Below are 16,363 nucleotides of genomic sequence, written 5' to 3'. Positions count from 1 at the left end.
TTCAACGAATGGAACCACCGATGACCACCTTGCTGGCCCTGGATACCGCCACTGAAGCTTGCTCTGTCGCCTTGCTGCACGACGGCAAAGTGCTGAGCCACTATGAGGTCCTCCCGCGCCTGCATGCCCAGCGCCTGTTGCCGATGATCAAGCAGCTGCTGGCCGACGCCGGGGTGGAATTGTCCGAGGTCGACGCCATCGCTTTCGGCCGGGGCCCGGGGGCTTTTACCGGGGTGCGGATTGCCATCGGTGTGGTCCAAGGCCTGGCCTTCGCCCTTGATCGCCCGGTGTTGCCGGTGTCGAATCTCGCGGTGCTGGCACAACGTGCTTTTCGCGAGCACGGTGCACGGCAAGTCGCATCGGCCATCGATGCGCGGATGGACGAGGTGTATTGGGGTTGCTACCGCGAAGTCGACGGCGAAATGCGTCTGGTCGGTGAAGAAGCGGTGAAGCCACCGGAGCAGGCGGCCTTGCCGGAAGGCTCCAGCGGCGAGTGGTTCGGTGCGGGCACCGGTTGGGGCTATGGCGAGCGAATCGCAGTCGCGTTGAAGGGGCAAGACGCCGCCATGCTGCCCCACGCCGAAGACCTGCTGACCTTGGCAACCTTCGCCTGGCAGCGTGGTGAGGCGGTCGTCGCCGACGATGCGCAACCGGTGTACCTGCGCGACAAAGTTGCCACGCCGAAGATGCCGAAAGCCTGATACACCGCATAAACAATTCCCTGTAGGAGCCAACTTGTTGGCGAGCAGCCGGACGCAGTTTGTCTGATGCACCGCCTTGCGAACAAGTTCGCTCCTACAGGTCAACCGTGGGTCCTGCCCATACAAATTTCGGGCGCCAATATCTCGTCAAAATGACAGGAAATTGCAGAATAACGACACCTCATCGGTGTTTTTAAACCTTTTCTGCAAAGTGTGGTCTAGTTAACGTTCGGGCATTTGTGAAGTCATGTTCGTACTGCTAAATTGCCACTACATCATGCCGAGATCGCAGCCATGCGCATAAACGGAACGTCATCACGCTCTTACCCAATCAAGCGCAAGCCTCGCAAAGGCCCGGCGACGATTGACGGTTCCTTCGAGGAAACCGAGAGCGAGATCGAAGCCCCCGTCGCGCGTGCGCAAACCACTCAGTCCAACCCGACGCCGAATCTTCCCGCGCGTCAGCAGGACATGATTTTCCCTCGTTCGGTCAGCAGTCGTGTTGCCATTGCGCTAGCCAGTTATATCTCCACGGCCAGCTTCGTCGAGTGGGACATGGAAGTATTGGGCCTAGACGTTCACGTTTGACTTCTCAACGCCTCCCGTACTACCTCGGTTGCCCGTCCTGGAGTGAAAGCGCCTGGCGTGATTCGCTGTACCCGGAAAATGCGCGGCCCAACGATTTCCTCGGGTTGTACGCACAGGTGTTCAATGCGGTGGAAGGCAATACCACCTTCTACGCGCGACCATCGCCGATCATCGTCCAGCGTTGGGCGCAGACCCTGCCAGAACACTTTCGCTTCACTGCCAAATTCCACCGCGACATCAGCCATGGCGGCGATCTGCGCCAACAATTGCAAGCCGCAGACGATTTCGTGCAACTGCTGGCACCGCTGGGCCAACGCGTAGCGCCCCTGTGGCTGCAATTGCCGGCCAGTTTTGGCCCGCTGCGCCTGGCGGAGTTGGCCAGCTTCATCGATGCCCTTGATCGTCCGTTGGCCGTCGAAGTACGCAACCGGGCGTTCTTTGCCAAGGGCGATGAGGAGCGCATGCTCAATCGCCTGCTGCTGGATCGCGGTGTCGAACGCATTTGCCTCGACCCGCGCGCGCTGTTCAGTTGCGTGTCGAGTGATCCGGCGGTGCTGCATGCACAATCGAAAAAACCCAAAGTCCCGCCACGTCCAGCGGCCCTGACGCAATTCCCTCAGGTGCGCTTCATCGGTCATCCGGTGCTGGAGGCCAATGATGCGTTTCTGCTGCCCTGGGTAGAGAAAGTCGCCGGCTGGATCGAAGAAGGGCGCACGCCCTACGTGTTTCTGCACACCCCCGATAACATCCAGGCGCCGGAGCTGGCCCGTCGCTTTCATGGGCGACTGATGGCACGCTTGCCAGGACTGCCAGAGCTGGCGCTGTTGGAGCGCGCGCCGGTCGCGCAGCAGTTGGGCTTGTTGTAAGGTCATACGCCTACCCAACAAGAATCAGGAGTGCACAAATGGGGACGCAATTACTTCGAGCCGAGCGCTTTAAAGCCTTGCATGAACGTGAGGGCGCGTTCGTCATTCCCAACCCGTGGGACGCTGGTTCGGCCAAACTGTTGGCGGAGCTGGGGTTCGAGGCATTGGCCACCACCAGTGCCGGCCTGGCCTTTACCCTGGGGCGTGCCGACGGCGAGGGCTTGGTCAGCCTCGATGAGACCCTGGATAACCTCAGTGCCATCGTCAGTGCCACACGCCTGCCGGTGTCGGCCGATCTGGAAAACTGCTTTGCCGACAGCCCGGAGGAGTGTGCCGAGACCATCCTTAAAGCAGCGGATGTCGGGATTGTCGGTGGTTCGATTGAAGATGCCACGGGTAACCCGCATGACCCGATCTACAGCTTCGAATTGTCAGTAGCGCGGGTCAAGGCCGCCGTTGACGCTGCGCGCAGTTTGCCGTTCCCCTTCATGCTCACCGCTCGTGCGGAGAACCTTCTGCATGGTCGAATGGACTTTGCTGACACGCTACGACGGATTACTGCCTACGCCGAAGCGGGCGCGGACGTGTTGTTCGTGCCGGGATTGCGCACCCGCGAGGAAATCATCGCCGTGGTCCAGGCCGTGGCGCCGAAGCCGGTCAATGTGCTGATGGGGTTAAGCGGCGCCACGCTGTCGGTGGCCGAATTGAACGCCTGCGGGGTCAAGCGCATCAGTGTCGGTTCGTCGTTGGCGCGCACTGCGTTGGGTAGTTTTTATCGCGCGGCGCAAGAAATCAGCGAAAAAGGCACGTTCACCTACAGCGAGCAGGCCCTGCCAATGTCGAAGCTGAATAGTTTATTCGAGGACTGAGGGGTGAGGCTTAAGCGGCCATGCGCAGGTTTTGCAGGATCAGCGGCCGCGCCCAGCCGTTATCGAAGTCCAGGTGACGCTGCTGAGCGTCGATGGTTTGCGGATCGAGGGGCAGGGCAGGCTTGTCCGCCAGGTCCCATTCGAATTCGGCGATCGGCAGGTGCAGCGGACGCTCTTGCGGCGCCGGGCCCGGATCGGCCTGGGGTGGATCAAGTACCAGCGGCCGAACCCAGCCGCTGTCGAAATTCAGGTTGCGTTGCTGTTCGATCATATCGCTGACGCTGAACGGTTCGGCGGGCTTGGGCAGCAAGTCCAGTTCGAACTCGGCAATCGGCAGGTGCAATGGCACGGGCGGAGTGCGCGGTACGCCTTCTACCGGGAGCTGGCGCTGGTCGACGATTTGCCCCAATGCGTTGCTGCCACCCAGCGGTTCGCCGGTGACCGGGTTCGCCGCAGTGGGGCTGACCTCGGTGGAAACGCCTGTGCTTTCACCAACTTGTTCTGCCATTGCGCGAGCGAACGCGTCCGACCAGAGCTGGGTGACACCGCTCAAGGCTCGGGAGTTGCGAAGGCTGTAGTCGCCGGCGTGCGACAAATAGCCTATCGATTTGTTTTCAATGTCAGACATAGCGCTCGTTAATCGTCCGGCTCTGGCAAAATGCTGGATATTCTCGTTATCGGCCAATGTTGCCGATCATTAACAAATAATTGAGCGTGTGGGCACATGAGTGAGCAACAAGCGGGCAATCGCATCCGGGTCGAGACCTTGACCAGCAACGGGCAGGCGCAGGCGCAGCATTGGGCGCAGCGTCTGGGCTTGCCGTTGACGGATGCCGAAGCGGAGTTTGCCCTGCAGGTGACGGACGACGGTTTGCAATTGCAGCAGTTGGGCGCCGACACCTCGGGCCCGGTGCGCGTGGATTTTGTTGAAGGTGCTACGGCCCATCGGCGCTTGTTCGGTGGCGGCACCGGGCAGATGATCGCCAAGGCAGTGGGCATTCAGCCCGGCGTACGTCCGGTGGTATTGGATGCGACGGCGGGGCTGGGCAAGGATGCGTTCGTGTTGGCTAGCCTGGGCTGCGAAATGAGCCTGATCGAGCGTCAGCCGATCATTGCTGCGTTGCTGGAAGATGGCCTGAACCGTGGCCGGGAGGACCGTGAGGTGGGGCCGATCATGGCGCGCATGCGGTTGTTGACCGGCAATTCCATTGATCTGATCCGCGCCTGGGAAGGTGAAGCGCCGCAGGTGATCTACCTCGACCCGATGTTCCCGCATCGTGAGAAAACCGCGCTGGTGAAAAAGGAAATGCGCCTGTTCCGGCCGCTGGTGGGCGATGACATGGACGCCCCTGCATTGCTCGAAGCAGCGTTGGCGCTGGCAACCCATCGGGTGGTAGTCAAACGCCCGCGCAAGGCGCCCTGCATCGACGGGCCGAAGCCGAGTTATGCGCTGGATGGGAAGTCGAGCCGCTACGATATTTATCCGAAGAAGGCATTGAAAGGCTGAAGACGCTTCGCAGCCTTCGGCAGCGCCTATAGAAATTGCGCGGTCTCTGTAAGAGCTGCCGAAGGCTGCGATTGTCGCAAAGCGACATCAGGGCCGATAAGCCCGCATGAAAAAACTCACGACTTCCTGAACATGCTCTTGCGCTTCTTGCTCGCTGGGCTGTTCAGCGCAGCCGATTAGCAATTGGAAGTTACAGACGCCCTTGAGCAGCGACAAAAAATGTTCGGTGGCAATGCGCGGGCTTTCGATGCGCAGGCAACCGCTTTTGTCGATCTCGCTCAGAAAACGCTCCATTTCCTGCTGGATGCGTTGCGGTCCGGCCTCGAAGAAAATCTGCGCCAGTTTCGGCTCCTGGGCGCCTTGAGCGACCATCAATCGATGCAGTTCCAATGACTCGGGACTGTTGATCAGCGCATAAAAGCCACGGCCGATGTTGTTGAGGACCACCTCCACCGGCGTGTCGTGGGCAACCTCGAAAAAAAGATCCGGCAGTTGTTCTTCGCAGCGCGCCACCACGGCAGCAGAGAACAAGGTCTCTTTGTCCGTGAAATGGCTATAAACCGTCAGTTTCGACACACCTGCCTCAGTGGCCACCGCGTCCATGCTGGTGCTGGCGTAACCGTTGCGCAAAAACAGGTTTTTCGCCGCGTCGAGAATAGCCTGGCGCTTTGCCAGGTCTTTGGGGCGGCCGGGGCCGGTCGAGGCTAATGAATTATCTGGCATCTTCGTTTTATTAGTGGACTGGTGAGTTTGGTATTTCTTACTATACGCTTCAGTACAACAATTAAAGCATTCTTTGCCGAAGGCCCATCACCATGTTTCGCGATGCCTTGTCCTTTACCCTGCCGATCAGCCTGGTGCTTCTGCTGACGGCCTGTGGCCATGAAGCGCCTCCACAGGCCACGGTGCGCCCGGCCATGGTCATTCAGCCGCAGCCGGCGTCGCAGTCGATGGAAAGTTACCCTGGCGAAGTACGCGCGCGCTTCGAGCCAGAACTGGCGTTCCGCATTCCCGGCAAAGTGACCAAGCGTCTGGTGGAAGAGGGTGAGCGGGTCAAGGCCAATCAGCCGCTGGCCGAGCTGGACCCCCAGGACATGCGCCTGCAACTGGAGTCTAGCCGCGCTCAGGTCGCCGCCGCCGAAGCTAATTTGCAGTTGGTGCGCTCGGAACGTGACCGCTATAAGACCCTGATGGAGCGGCAACTGGTCAGCCGTTCGGCCTTCGATAACGCGGAAAACCTTTACCTCGCCGGCGATGCCCGCCTCAAGCAAATGAAGGCGCAATTCACGGTGTCCGATAATCAGGCCAGTTACACAGTGCTGCGTGCGTCGCAAGATGGCGTTATCGCCCGCCGTTTGGTGGAAGTCGGACAAGTGGTCGCCGCCGGACAAACGGTATTCACCTTGGCGACCGACGGTGAACGCGAAGTGCTGATCAGCCTGCCGGAGCAAAACTTCGGCCGATTCAAGATCGGCCAGCCGGTAGCGGTCGAATTGTGGGCACAGCAGGATCAACGCTTCCCCGGTCATATTCGCGAGCTTTCACCGTCGGCCGACCCGCGTTCGCGGACGTTCGCTGCGCGGATTGCGTTCGCCGGCGGCAAAGTCCCTGCCGAGCTGGGCCAGAGCGCCCGGGTATTTATCCAGACTGACCAGACCGTGGCGCTGTCTGTGCCCTTGTCGGCATTGACCGCCGAAAACGGTGCCACCTATGTCTGGCGCCTGGAGTCCGACAACACGCTCAAGCGCACTCCGGTACAGGTCGCGGCCTACGGTCAGGACAGCGTGCCGGTGCTGAGCGGCCTCAACGTCACCGACTGGATCGTCGCGGCGGGGGTGCATGTGCTGCATGACGGGGAAAAGGTGCGTCCGGTGGATCGGAGCAATCGGGAAGTGAAACTGGCGGCGAAGGAGTAGCCCTGCATGCGTTTCAACCTTTCCGAATGGGCCCTGCGCAATCGGCAGATCGTGCTGTTTTTGATGATGTTGCTGGCGATCGTTGGCGCGCTGTCCTACACCAAGCTCGGCCAGAGTGAAGACCCGCCGTTCACCTTCAAGGCCATGGTGGTACGCACCTTGTGGCCGGGCGCCAGTGCCGAAGAAGTAGCACGGCAGGTCACCGACCGCATCGAAAAAAAACTGATGGAAACCGGTGATTACGAGCGCATCGTTTCGTTCTCGCGTCCCGGCGAGTCGCAGGTCACCTTCATGGCCCGCGATGCCATGCTCTCCTCAGACATTCCGCAGTTGTGGTATCAGGTCCGCAAGAAGATCGGCGACATCCGCCAGACCTTGCCGCAGGGCATTCAGGGGCCGTTTTTCAACGACGAATTCGGCACCACCTACGGCAATATCTACGCGCTGACCGGCGAAGGTTTCGACTACGCGGTGCTCAAGCACTACGCGGATCGCATCCAGATCCAGCTGCAGCGAGTGAAGGACGTCGGCAAGATCGATCTGCTGGGCCTGCAGGACGAGAAAATCTGGATCGAGCTGTCGAACGTGAAACTGGCCACCCTCGGGCTGTCACTGCAGAGCGTACAGAAAGCCCTGGAAGACCAAAACGCGGTGGCGACCGCAGGATTTTTCGAAACGCCCAGTGAGCGCATTCAACTGCGGGTGACCGGGCGGTTCCAGACCGTGGACGAAATCAGGAGCTTCCCGATCCGGGTCGGCGATCGCACCTTCCGCATCAGTGACGTCGCCGAGGTGCAGCGGGGCTTCAACGATCCACCGGCGCCGCGCATGCGTTTCATGGGCGAAGACGCGATTGGCCTGGCGGTGGCGATGAAGGACGGCGGTGACATTCTGTCGCTGGGTCATGCGCTGGAAGACGAATTTGCCCACATCCAGAAAAACCTCCCGGCAGGCATGGAACTGCGCAAGGTCTCGGACCAGCCAGCGGCGGTAAAATCCGGGGTTGGCGAGTTCGTGCATGTGCTGACCGAGGCCCTGGGCATCGTGTTGCTGGTGAGTTTCTTCTCTCTGGGCATGCGCACCGGGCTGGTGGTGGCGTTGACCATTCCGCTGGTATTGGCGATGACCTTCGCCTGCATGTATTTTCTCGGTATCGGCCTGCACAAGATTTCCCTCGGTGCCCTGGTGCTGGCGTTGGGCTTGCTGGTGGACGACGCGATCATTGCCGTGGAGATGATGGCGATCAAAATGGAACAGGGTTTCGACCGGCTCAAGGCCGCTAGTTTCGCCTGGACCAGCACGGCGTTCCCGATGCTCACGGGTACGTTGATCACCGCTGCGGGCTTTTTGCCGATTGCCACGGCGCAGTCCAGTACCGGCGAATACACCCGTTCGATCTTCCAGGTGGTGACCATTGCCCTGCTGGCATCGTGGGTCGCCGCCGTGGTGTTCGTGCCGTATCTGGGTGACCGGCTACTCCCGGACCTGGCGAAAATCCATGCGGCGAAACATGGCCCGGACGCTCAGGCCCACGACCCCTATGGCACGCCATTCTATAAACGTGTCCGTGCCCTTGTCGGCTGGTGCGTGCGTCGACGCAAGACGGTGCTGGTGTTGACGGTCGGCCTGTTCGTGCTGTCGGTGGTGATGTTTCGATTCGTGCCGCAGCAGTTCTTCCCGGCGTCCGGGCGACTGGAGTTGATGGTCGACCTGAAACTGGCCGAAGGCGCCTCGCTGAGCAGTACCAACGAGCAGGTCAAGCGTCTGGAAGAGATGCTGAAGAATCACCAAGGCATCGACAATTACGTGGTCTATGTCGGTACCGGCTCGCCGCGTTTCTACCTGCCGCTGGATCAACAATTACCGGCGGCCAGCTTCGCCCAGTTCGTGGTGTTGGCGAAAACCATCGAGGATCGCGAGACCTTGCGCACCTGGTTGATTACCACCCTCAACGAGCAGTTTCCGACCTTGCGCCCTCGGGTGACACGTCTGGAAAACGGTCCGCCGGTAGGCTTCCCGGTGCAGTTCAGGATTTCCGGTGAACACATCGAAAAAGTGCGCGAACTGGCGCGCGAGGTCGCCGCCAAGGTGCGGGAAAACCCGCATGTGTCCAACGTCCACCTCGATTGGGAGGAGCCGAGCAAGGTGGTGCACCTCAACATCGATCAGGACCGGGCGCGGGCCTTGGGGGTGACCACCGCCGACCTGTCGCGCTTCCTGCAAAGCTCGTTGACCGGCTCCAGCGTCAGCCAATACCGCGAAGACGATGAGTTGATCGATATCCTGCTGCGCGGTACGCATCAGGAGCGCGAAGGGCTGGCCTCGTTACCGAGCCTGGCCATCCCGACCAATAACGGCACCAGCGTCGCCTTGTCGCAAATCGCGACGCTGGAATATGGCTTTGAAGAGGGCGTGATCTGGCACCGCAATCGCCTGCCCAACGTGACCATCCGCGCCGACATCTACGGCAAGGAACAGCCGGCGACCCTGGTGGCGCAAATCCTGCCGACGCTGGACGGCGTGCGCGCCGAATTGCCGGACGGTTATTTGCTTGAAGTCGGCGGTACGGTGGAAGACTCGGCGCGTGGACAGAACTCGGTGAAGGCCGGCGTACCGTTGTTCATCGTCGTGGTGCTGACCCTGCTCATGCTGCAACTGCGCAGCTTTTCGCGCACCGCCATGGTGTTCCTCACGGCACCGCTGGGCCTGATCGGCGTGACGTTGTTCCTGATCGTGTTCAACCAGCCGTTCGGCTTCGTCGCCATGCTCGGCACCATCGCCCTGTCCGGGATGATCATGCGCAACTCGGTGATTCTGGTCGACCAGATTGAACAAGACATCGCCGGCGGGCTGGACCAATGGCAAGCGATCATCGAAGCCACCGTGCGCCGCTTCCGCCCCATCGTTCTGACGGCGTTGGCGGCGGTGCTGGCAATGATTCCGCTGTCACGCAGCGTGTTCTTCGGCCCGATGGCGGTGGCGATCATGGGCGGCCTGATCGTCGCGACGGCGCTGACGCTGTTGTTCCTGCCAGCGCTGTATGCGGCGTGGTTCAGGGTGAAGAAGGTCGAGGGCTGACTTGTCCTACTCCCGTAGCGGTCCGGCTTGCCGGCGATGGCGATCTTACAGGCGCTGACGCCGGCAAGCCGGACTGCTACGGATTTACATGACCTTTTTGCCTTACAACGCCCCAAACACCTTCTTCGCCAGGCTGGTCGCCGCCGCAGCCGGGTTTTGGCGGATGCTGGCTTCTTGCTTGCCGATCATCTCGAACAGGCCGTTGAGGGCTTGTTCAGTCACGTAGCCTTCGATGTTGGCGTCTTTGCTATTGACCACGCCCAGTGAGGCGGCCTGACCGGCGAAGCTGTTGTATTTCTGGGCAACGCCGACCTTGTCAGTGGCTTGTTTGACGATCGGCAGGAATTTCGCGCGGATTTGATCGCGGCTGGTTTTGTTCAGGTACTGAGTGGCGGAGTCGTTGCCGCCCGTCAGAATCGCCTTGGCGTCCGTCACGCTCATCTTCTTCACCGCATCGACCAGAATCGCCTGGGCTTGCGGCACGGCGGCTTCGGCGGCCTGGTTCATGCTGGCTTCCAGTTCATCAACCTGGGCCCCCATGCCGAACTGTTTCATCTTCTTCGCGACCTTGCCGAGGCTGCCTGGCAGCTCGATGCGCACGTCCTTGTTGTTGCTGAAACCACCCGGTACGCCCAGTTGTTTGACGGCGATTTGTGCGCCTTGGGTCAAGGCGTCCTTGAGGCCGCCAGAAGCGTCCGACTGCGACAGGTCGCTGATGGACAGGGCAAACACGTTGGCCGACAGCAGCAGGCCCGCGAACAGGCCGGCAAAGGTAACGGAAGGGCGGAGCATGGAAACATCCTTTTCAAAGGGGATCGGGTGAGAGGCACGGAATGTTCGCTCGGTGCCGAGAGAATTTACTGAACTGAATCCACGCGGATTCTCAGCGGTTGTTGATCCTGGCCGTCGAGTTGTACGGGATGGTGTCGGGTGCTGATAAACAGCAGTTTTCCGTCCAGTTCAATGCGAGCACTGACCACATAACGATGGCCGGCCTGTACTTTTTTCGGATCATAATCCAGGTGGAAGGGTAGTGGCACCTGGCCTTCGATGGGGCCGCTTTGTCTGGCCAATACCACAACGGGGGCGTCGGCCTTGGACACATCGTGTAGGGCGACGCTCAGGGTTGCTGTGGGCGGCAGGGCCATGCGTTGCAGGTAAAAGACCTCGCCGTCGAGACTGGCCTGCCCCGGGGGGTGTCCGGTGCTGCAGGCACCGAGCAGGGCGGTCAGAAAGAGCAGTGCTAGTTTTTTCATCGGAATCTCCGTACCGGTGGTGCCAGAAAAAGCCTGGCACCAGCGCTACGAAACTTAACGGATTTTACGGCGCAGGGGCTGGTTCTGTTACATCTTCGCTGCGATGCAGGGCGACCTGGCGGATCGACAAACGGATTTCCGCCGGCAAAACCCGCTTCGCCGCGCCTTCCGCCAGCTCACCGAGCAGCGCGTGATAACCGAGTTTTCCGGCGGGGTCTTTGCGTAAAACATCCTGCTCGAGCAGCGTCTGAATGAAATGCCGGAACAAGCTTTTATCGAAAAATTCCGGCGCGTTCAGGCCGTGCAGAATCGACAGGCGTTGGGCCATGATCGTGCACAGGTCTTCCAGCTCTTCGGCGCTGATAGTGTTCTGGCCGCTGTTGAGCAGCAGCGAAATCGCCATATAGAAGCGTTGCAGGGTCTGGGCGATGGCCCGCGAGAGCAATGTCAGCAACACGAAATGACGCGAGCTGGGTGCCGGACGCAGGTACACATCGTTCTCGAAGCGCAGCAGACCTTGCTCGACAAACGCCTCCAGCCACTGATCAATCACGCCGTCCAACTCGTCCAGAGTCCAGCGAATGAACAGTTCGGATTGCAGGTACGGATACAGCGCGCGGGTGTAACGCAGCAGCTGTTCGCGGGTCATGCGCGACGAACTTTGGAAGAAGCTGGCCAGCAGTGAAGGCAGGGCGAAAATGTGCAACACGTTGTTGCGATAGTAGGTCATCAGCACTGCGTTCTGCTCATCGAGGTACAAAATCTTACCCAATGCGTCCTTTTGTTCCGACAGCAGATCCATCCCTTTCACGTACTCGATCAGCGCCTTACCGTCGCCTTCGGGCAGGGTGGTGTGGGGCGAGTACGGCACTCGACGCAATAAGGTCAGGTACAGGTCCAGCACCCGCGCCATGGCCTGATCGTCCAGCGCCAGCTTGTTGGTGGACAGCAATGCCAAGGCCACCAGATTCACTGGGTTGATCGCGGCCGCTTCGTTCAGACGCTGAGCGACACGTTCGCCAAGGCGATTGGTGGTTTCGTTGAGCCAGGCCGGGCGGAATTGCGGCCCCAATTCCTGTTGGCGCCAGTCCGGTTGCTCGTGGTCGAGAAACTCGGCCAGCTTGATCGGCTCACCGAAGTTGACCGACACCTGGCCGAAGCGCTGTTTGAGCGCGCCGAATACCTTGAGCATGTCGAAAATCGATTCTTTCTTCTTGCTCGCGCCGCGCAGTTCGCCCAGGTAGGTGCGGCCTTCGAGCACGCGTTCGTAGCCGATATACACCGGCACGAAGACGATCGGCATCCGCGAGTTGCGCAAGAAACTGCGCAAGGTAATGGACAACATTCCGGGTTTTGGCCGCAACATGCGCCCGGTACGCGAACGGCCGCCCTCGACGAAGTATTCGACCGGGAAGCCTTTGGTGAACAGGGTGTGCAGGTATTCGTTGAACACTGCGCTGTACAGCGGGTTGCCCTTGAACGTACGGCGCATGAAGAACGCCCCGCCACGACGCAGCAAACCGCCCATGCCTGGCATGTTCAGGTTGATACCGGCGGCAATATGCGGCGGTGTCAGACCGTTGCGGAACAGCAGGTAGGACAGCAGCAGGTAATCGATATGGCTGCGGTGGCAGGGCACATAAATCACCTCATGGCCGGGGGAGACCGCCTGCACGCCTTCGATGTGGCTGACCTTGATCCCGTCGTAGATCTTGTTCCAGAACCAGCTCAGCACCACTTCCAGGAAGCGGATCGCCGAGTAGGTGTAGTCCGAGGCGATTTCGTTGCCATAGCGCAGCGCCTGTTCCCGGGCTTTGCTCTCCGGGATCTTCTCGCGCTCGGCTTCGTCGAGAATCGCCTGTTTGACCATCGGCTCGTCGACCAGGCCCTTGACCAGATTGCGCCGGTGCGACAGGTCGGGGCCGATCACTGCGGTTTTAAGGTTGCGGAAATGCACGCGCAAGATGCGTTGGGTCATGCGCAGGGTGCGTTCGTGGCCTTTGTTTTCATTCACCAGCTCGCGCAAATGCACCGGCGCGGAGAATTGCACGCGGGTTTTGCGTCCAAGAATCAGGATGCGGATGAACTGACGCAAGCGCCCGGTCACTGCCCAGCTGTCGGCGAACAACAGCTTCCACGGGCTCGACTCGCTGTCCGGCGACTGGCCCCAGAACACACTGACCGGGATGATCTGCGCATCTTCGGCGGCGTTCTGACTGATGGCACTGACCAACCGCTCCAGCGTCGGCGGCGCTCCGCGTTTGTCCTGGCGACCGAGCCAGTCCGGTTCCGGCGTCAAATAGAAGAACGCCGCAGGCTCCAGCAAATTGCCCACCGACACTGGCAGCACCGGGCGCGGCAAGCCGGCCTTGGTGCATTCGCGGTCAATCACCGCCAGGTCGCTCAATGATGGATTTTGCAGGGCGTAGAACACCGGGCGGCTGCGGTCGAGGTTCAGAGTGAAGGCGGACTGGTTGATGGTTTCCGAGCGAACCCAGAGATACAACACCCGGCGCAGGGCGCCAAACACAAGACGGCGGAACGGAGAACGGGTCATACGGCTTCTGCTGGTTAAAAAACGAGCCCACAGTGTGACGTATATACCGACGATCGGCAAAAAACGACGCCGTTTATACGAATTTCGTAGTTTTTACACCTGCCCTATACTCGCCTGTCCAATAATAAACATGGAGCAACGATTCAATGTCAGCACGCGAGACGGGCAACGTGAAATGGTTCAACGACGCCAAGGGTTATGGCTTCATTCAACGTGAAGGCGGCGGTGACGTATTCGTTCATTACCGCGCGATCCGCGGCGAAGGCCACCGCTCCCTGGCGGAAGGTCAGCTGGTTGAATACGGCCTGATTGACGGGCAGAAAGGCCTGCAGGCTGAGGATGTGGTGGGGGTGTAACAGGCGGGGCGCATCAATCACTTGTAGGAGCTGCCGCAGGCTGCGATAAGGCCGGAACGGCCTTCGCGATCATCATCCAGAGCGCCCTGTTCCAGGGCGATCGCAGCCTCCGGCAGCTCCTACATTATCTTGTGTCTTGATCTAACGACTCAGCTCGTATGCCAGACAATCTCTTCTTCGCCATCGGCGCTGATGCGAATCCAGCGGTCGGCGGCGTCGTCGCTTTCTTCTTCGACCCAGGTGCCCGGTGCGCAGCGCACTTCCACGTTCAGCGCGGCGAAGGCGGCGCGCGCGCAGGCGATGTCGTCGTCCCACGGCGTTTTATCGCTTTCCAGGTACAGGCTGTTCCATTTGCCTACCGCTTTTGGCAGCCAGGTCACGGCAACGTTGCCGGCTTGGCACTTATAGGTCTGGCCTTTTTGTACCCAGTCGCTGCACGAGCCGAGGGCGGTGCTGAGCCAGGCGGCGATGGCTTTGTGGTCGACGTCGGCGTCTTTGAGGTAGATCTCGATATCAGGTTGGCGCATGGATGCCTCGTCAGAAAGTGGAAAATCCATTCGCGGATTCGTTCGGCGGCCCCGCCTGGGCAGGGCTGCATCGATGTGGGTTATTGAAGCACGAAGTAATCGTAACGCATGGACACCGTGGTTTCGAACGGCTCCGGCTGTTCGATGACGTTGGCCCGGCGTTCCGCGCTGGCGCGCCAGCCGTGGGGTGTCATGGCCAGCAGGTTGGCGCGGGATTGGGCATCCACCAGCGTCAGGGTGAAGCGCAGGGTTTCGCTGTGCTGTAGCTGCATGCCGTCAGGGACTTGCGCCAGGTGCTTGTCGTCGACGTAATCACGCACTTCGTCGTACAGCCGCTCACGCAGTTCCATCAGGTGTTCGCTGGTCGGGCCGACGCGCATCAAGCCGCCGCCGGGCGTGAGCAAGCGCTTGGCTTCATTCCAGTCCAGCGGGCTGAACACGCTGGCGAGGAACTGGCAGCTGGCGTCCGGCAGCGGTATGCGGGCCATGCTGGCGATCAACCAGGTCAGCGTCGGGTCGCGACGGCAGGCGCGTTTGACCGCTTCACGAGAAATATCCAGTGCATAGCCGTCCGAATCGGGCAGGGCGCTGGCGATTTGAGCGGTGTAATAACCTTCGCCACAGCCGATATCCAGCCAGTGCGCCGGCGCGTGTTCCGCAGCCAGCTCAGCCAGGCGCTTGGCCACCGGGGCGTAATGGCCGGCGTTGAGGAAGTCGCGGCGCGCTTCGACCATGGCCTGATTGTCGCCAGGGTCGCGGCTGTTTTTATGTTGCACGGGCAGCAGGTTCAAATAGCCTTGGCGCGCGCGGTCGAAACGGTGGCCGACAGGGCAGACCACACCGTTATCCACAGCACTGAGCGCGGCCGCGCAAATCGGGCAAGCCAGCATCATGCGAGTAACTTGACCAGAGTCTGGTAGTAGATTTCGGTCAGGACATCAAGGTCGCTGGCCAATACCCGTTCGTTGACCTGGTGGATCGTGGCGTTGACCGGACCCAGTTCAACCACTTGGGTGCCCATGGTGGCAATAAAACGCCCATCCGAAGTGCCGCCGCTGGTGGAAGCCTTGGTTTCGCGACCGGTCACCGCTTTGATGCTGGCCGAAACAGCGTCCAGCAAATCGCCCGGTTCGGTGAGGAATGGCAGACCGGACAACGCCCAGTCTACGTGCCAGTCCAGGCCATGCTTGTCGAGAATGGTCGCGACCCGCTGTTGCAGGCCTTCGACTGTGGATTCGGTGGAGAAGCGGAAGTTGAACACCGCCACCAGATCACCTGGAATCACGTTGGTCGCGCCAGTGCCGGAGTTGAGGTTGGAGATCTGAAAGCTGGTCGGCGGGAAGAAGCTATTGCCATTGTCCCAATGCTCGGCGGCCAGTTCGGCCAAGGCCGGCGAAGCCAGGTGGATCGGGTTCTTCGCCAGGTGCGGATAAGCCACGTGACCCTGAATGCCCTTCACCGTCAGCTTGGCACCCAACGAGCCGCGACGGCCGTTTTTCACCACGTCGCCCACCAGCGTGGTGCTCGACGGTTCGCCGACGATGCACCAGTCCAGACGCTCTTTCCGCGCCACCAGACGCTCGATCACGGCTTTGGTGCCGTGGTGCGCCGGGCCTTCTTCGTCGCTGGTGATCAGGAACGCGACCTTGCCTTTGTGGTTCGGGTGATCGGCGACGAAACGCTCGGTGGCCACCACCATTGAGGCCAGGCTGCCTTTCATGTCGGCCGCGCCACGCCCGCAAAGCATGCCGTGTTCGTCGATCAACGCATCGAACGGATCGTTCTGCCAGGCTTGCACCGGCCCGGTCGGCACCACGTCGGTGTGACCGGCGAAGCACAGCACCGGCCCGTCCTGGGTGCCGTGGGTCGCCCAGAAGTTGTCCACATCCTCGATGCGCATCGGCTCCAGCTTGAAGCCGGCATCGCCCAGGCGTTGCATCATCGTCACCTGACAATCGGCATCGATCGGCGTAACCGATGGACGACGGATCAAGTCGCAGGCGAGTTGGAGGGTGGGCGAGAGGTCGGCTGGGGCCGTCATGAAAGGACTCCGATTCGTGGGTTCGCACATTAAATGCAGGAGCTGCCGGAGGCTGCGATGGGCTCGAAACGGTTTCGCGTCGGATCGCAGCCTGCGGCAGC

The 16,363-nt window shown here is 60.6% G+C and carries 16 protein-coding genes; 8 read left to right on the top strand and 8 right to left on the bottom strand.

Features of this window, described 5'->3' with window-relative positions; genetic code table 11:
- Window positions 1–20: 20 nt before the first annotated feature.
- The 4 genes from tsaB to ACF0H7_RS24755 all read left to right on the top strand — a co-directional run bounded on the left by tsaB (window position 21) and on the right by ACF0H7_RS24755 (window position 3,024).
- On the top strand, window positions 21–701 hold the full coding sequence (gene tsaB, locus ACF0H7_RS24770; RefSeq protein WP_397449477.1) for a tRNA (adenosine(37)-N6)-threonylcarbamoyltransferase complex dimerization subunit type 1 TsaB: 681 nt from the start codon (window positions 21–23) through the stop codon (window positions 699–701).
- Window positions 702–995: 294 nt separating this feature from the next.
- A complete protein-coding gene (locus ACF0H7_RS24765) occupies window positions 996–1,289 on the top strand; it encodes a hypothetical protein (protein ID WP_397449476.1) in 294 nt (97 codons plus the stop codon).
- Complete coding sequence (locus tag ACF0H7_RS24760; RefSeq protein WP_397449475.1) at window positions 1,286–2,155, top strand: DUF72 domain-containing protein; 870 nt, start codon at window positions 1,286–1,288, stop codon at window positions 2,153–2,155. Before ACF0H7_RS24765 ends, ACF0H7_RS24760 begins: the two co-directional genes overlap by 4 nt.
- A 38-nt stretch (window positions 2,156–2,193) precedes the next feature.
- The gene (locus ACF0H7_RS24755; protein ID WP_397449474.1) at window positions 2,194–3,024 is read left to right on the top strand and encodes an oxaloacetate decarboxylase; all 831 of its coding nucleotides are present in this window, start codon (window positions 2,194–2,196) and stop codon (window positions 3,022–3,024) included.
- Between the two features lie 10 nt (window positions 3,025–3,034).
- Here the strand turns inward: ACF0H7_RS24755 and ACF0H7_RS24750 are convergent, their stop codons facing one another.
- Window positions 3,035–3,652, bottom strand: a complete 618-nt coding sequence (locus ACF0H7_RS24750; protein ID WP_397449473.1) for an energy transducer TonB — start codon at window positions 3,650–3,652, stop codon at window positions 3,035–3,037.
- A gap of 96 nt (window positions 3,653–3,748) precedes the next feature.
- Between ACF0H7_RS24750 and ACF0H7_RS24745 the strand changes: the two genes are divergently transcribed.
- Window positions 3,749–4,531 (top strand): class I SAM-dependent methyltransferase, encoded by a 783-nt coding sequence (locus ACF0H7_RS24745; protein ID WP_397449472.1) that lies wholly within the window; start codon window positions 3,749–3,751, stop codon window positions 4,529–4,531.
- Window positions 4,532–4,618: 87 nt separating this feature from the next.
- Here the strand turns inward: ACF0H7_RS24745 and ACF0H7_RS24740 are convergent, their stop codons facing one another.
- A complete protein-coding gene (locus ACF0H7_RS24740) occupies window positions 4,619–5,254 on the bottom strand; it encodes a TetR/AcrR family transcriptional regulator (RefSeq protein WP_397449471.1) in 636 nt (211 codons plus the stop codon).
- Between the two features lie 92 nt (window positions 5,255–5,346).
- On the opposite strand from ACF0H7_RS24740, the gene ACF0H7_RS24735 reads away from it, so the two are divergent.
- A complete protein-coding gene (locus ACF0H7_RS24735; RefSeq protein WP_397449470.1) occupies window positions 5,347–6,447 on the top strand; it encodes an efflux RND transporter periplasmic adaptor subunit in 1,101 nt (366 codons plus the stop codon).
- A 6-nt stretch (window positions 6,448–6,453) separates the two neighbouring features.
- Window positions 6,454–9,525 (top strand): efflux RND transporter permease subunit, encoded by a 3,072-nt coding sequence (locus ACF0H7_RS24730; RefSeq protein WP_397449469.1) that lies wholly within the window; start codon window positions 6,454–6,456, stop codon window positions 9,523–9,525.
- Between the two features lie 102 nt (window positions 9,526–9,627).
- Here the strand turns inward: ACF0H7_RS24730 and ACF0H7_RS24725 are convergent, their stop codons facing one another.
- The 3 genes from ACF0H7_RS24725 to plsB form a co-directional block, all read right to left on the bottom strand.
- On the bottom strand, window positions 9,628–10,317 hold the full coding sequence (locus ACF0H7_RS24725) for a DUF4197 domain-containing protein (protein WP_397449468.1): 690 nt from the start codon (window positions 10,315–10,317) through the stop codon (window positions 9,628–9,630).
- 65 nt (window positions 10,318–10,382) lie between these two features.
- Complete coding sequence (locus tag ACF0H7_RS24720; RefSeq protein ID WP_397449467.1) at window positions 10,383–10,781, bottom strand: YbaY family lipoprotein; 399 nt, start codon at window positions 10,779–10,781, stop codon at window positions 10,383–10,385.
- A 64-nt stretch (window positions 10,782–10,845) separates the two neighbouring features.
- Window positions 10,846–13,338, bottom strand: coding sequence for a glycerol-3-phosphate 1-O-acyltransferase PlsB (gene plsB / locus ACF0H7_RS24715; protein WP_397449466.1), 2,493 nt, complete (start codon window positions 13,336–13,338; stop codon window positions 10,846–10,848).
- A gap of 146 nt (window positions 13,339–13,484) precedes the next feature.
- On the opposite strand from plsB, the gene ACF0H7_RS24710 reads away from it, so the two are divergent.
- Window positions 13,485–13,694, top strand: coding sequence for a cold-shock protein (locus tag ACF0H7_RS24710; protein ID WP_397449465.1), 210 nt, complete (start codon window positions 13,485–13,487; stop codon window positions 13,692–13,694).
- A gap of 149 nt (window positions 13,695–13,843) precedes the next feature.
- On the opposite strand, the gene ACF0H7_RS24705 is transcribed toward ACF0H7_RS24710, so the two are convergent.
- The 3 genes from ACF0H7_RS24705 to dapE form a co-directional block, all read right to left on the bottom strand.
- Window positions 13,844–14,221 (bottom strand): hypothetical protein, encoded by a 378-nt coding sequence (locus ACF0H7_RS24705; protein WP_397449464.1) that lies wholly within the window; start codon window positions 14,219–14,221, stop codon window positions 13,844–13,846.
- A gap of 80 nt (window positions 14,222–14,301) precedes the next feature.
- The gene (locus ACF0H7_RS24700; protein WP_397454008.1) at window positions 14,302–15,111 is read right to left on the bottom strand and encodes a putative RNA methyltransferase; all 810 of its coding nucleotides are present in this window, start codon (window positions 15,109–15,111) and stop codon (window positions 14,302–14,304) included.
- Window positions 15,111–16,262, bottom strand: coding sequence for a succinyl-diaminopimelate desuccinylase (gene dapE / locus ACF0H7_RS24695; protein WP_397449463.1), 1,152 nt, complete (start codon window positions 16,260–16,262; stop codon window positions 15,111–15,113). Before dapE ends, ACF0H7_RS24700 begins: the two co-directional genes overlap by 1 nt.
- Window positions 16,263–16,363: the final 101 nt, after the last annotated feature.

This window comes from Pseudomonas sp. NA-150 (genome assembly GCF_044336365.1).
GTDB lineage: Bacteria > Pseudomonadota > Gammaproteobacteria > Pseudomonadales > Pseudomonadaceae > Aquipseudomonas.
The sequence above is the reverse complement of the archived record's forward strand: the minus strand, read 5'-3'. Positions and strand labels throughout refer to the sequence as shown.

What these genes read in the sequence shown, in the direction of transcription:
- tsaB (WP_397449477.1), top strand. Translation starts at nt 21, where the DNA reads ATGACCACCTTGCTGGCCCTGGATACCGCCACTGAAGCTTGCTCTGTC.
- ACF0H7_RS24765 (WP_397449476.1), top strand. Translation starts at nt 996, where the DNA reads ATGCGCATAAACGGAACGTCATCACGCTCTTACCCAATCAAGCGCAAG.
- ACF0H7_RS24755 (WP_397449474.1), top strand. Translation starts at nt 2,194, where the DNA reads ATGGGGACGCAATTACTTCGAGCCGAGCGCTTTAAAGCCTTGCATGAA.
- ACF0H7_RS24750 (WP_397449473.1), bottom strand. Translation starts at nt 3,652, where the DNA reads ATGTCTGACATTGAAAACAAATCGATAGGCTATTTGTCGCACGCCGGC.
- ACF0H7_RS24745 (WP_397449472.1), top strand. Translation starts at nt 3,749, where the DNA reads ATGAGTGAGCAACAAGCGGGCAATCGCATCCGGGTCGAGACCTTGACC.
- ACF0H7_RS24740 (WP_397449471.1), bottom strand. Translation starts at nt 5,254, where the DNA reads ATGCCAGATAATTCATTAGCCTCGACCGGCCCCGGCCGCCCCAAAGAC.
- ACF0H7_RS24735 (WP_397449470.1), top strand. Translation starts at nt 5,347, where the DNA reads ATGTTTCGCGATGCCTTGTCCTTTACCCTGCCGATCAGCCTGGTGCTT.
- ACF0H7_RS24730 (WP_397449469.1), top strand. Translation starts at nt 6,454, where the DNA reads ATGCGTTTCAACCTTTCCGAATGGGCCCTGCGCAATCGGCAGATCGTG.
- ACF0H7_RS24725 (WP_397449468.1), bottom strand. Translation starts at nt 10,317, where the DNA reads ATGCTCCGCCCTTCCGTTACCTTTGCCGGCCTGTTCGCGGGCCTGCTG.
- ACF0H7_RS24720 (WP_397449467.1), bottom strand. Translation starts at nt 10,781, where the DNA reads ATGAAAAAACTAGCACTGCTCTTTCTGACCGCCCTGCTCGGTGCCTGC.
- plsB (WP_397449466.1), bottom strand. Translation starts at nt 13,338, where the DNA reads ATGACCCGTTCTCCGTTCCGCCGTCTTGTGTTTGGCGCCCTGCGCCGG.
- ACF0H7_RS24710 (WP_397449465.1), top strand. Translation starts at nt 13,485, where the DNA reads ATGTCAGCACGCGAGACGGGCAACGTGAAATGGTTCAACGACGCCAAG.
- ACF0H7_RS24705 (WP_397449464.1), bottom strand. Translation starts at nt 14,221, where the DNA reads ATGCGCCAACCTGATATCGAGATCTACCTCAAAGACGCCGACGTCGAC.
- ACF0H7_RS24700 (WP_397454008.1), bottom strand. Translation starts at nt 15,111, where the DNA reads ATGCTGGCTTGCCCGATTTGCGCGGCCGCGCTCAGTGCTGTGGATAAC.
- dapE (WP_397449463.1), bottom strand. Translation starts at nt 16,262, where the DNA reads ATGACGGCCCCAGCCGACCTCTCGCCCACCCTCCAACTCGCCTGCGAC.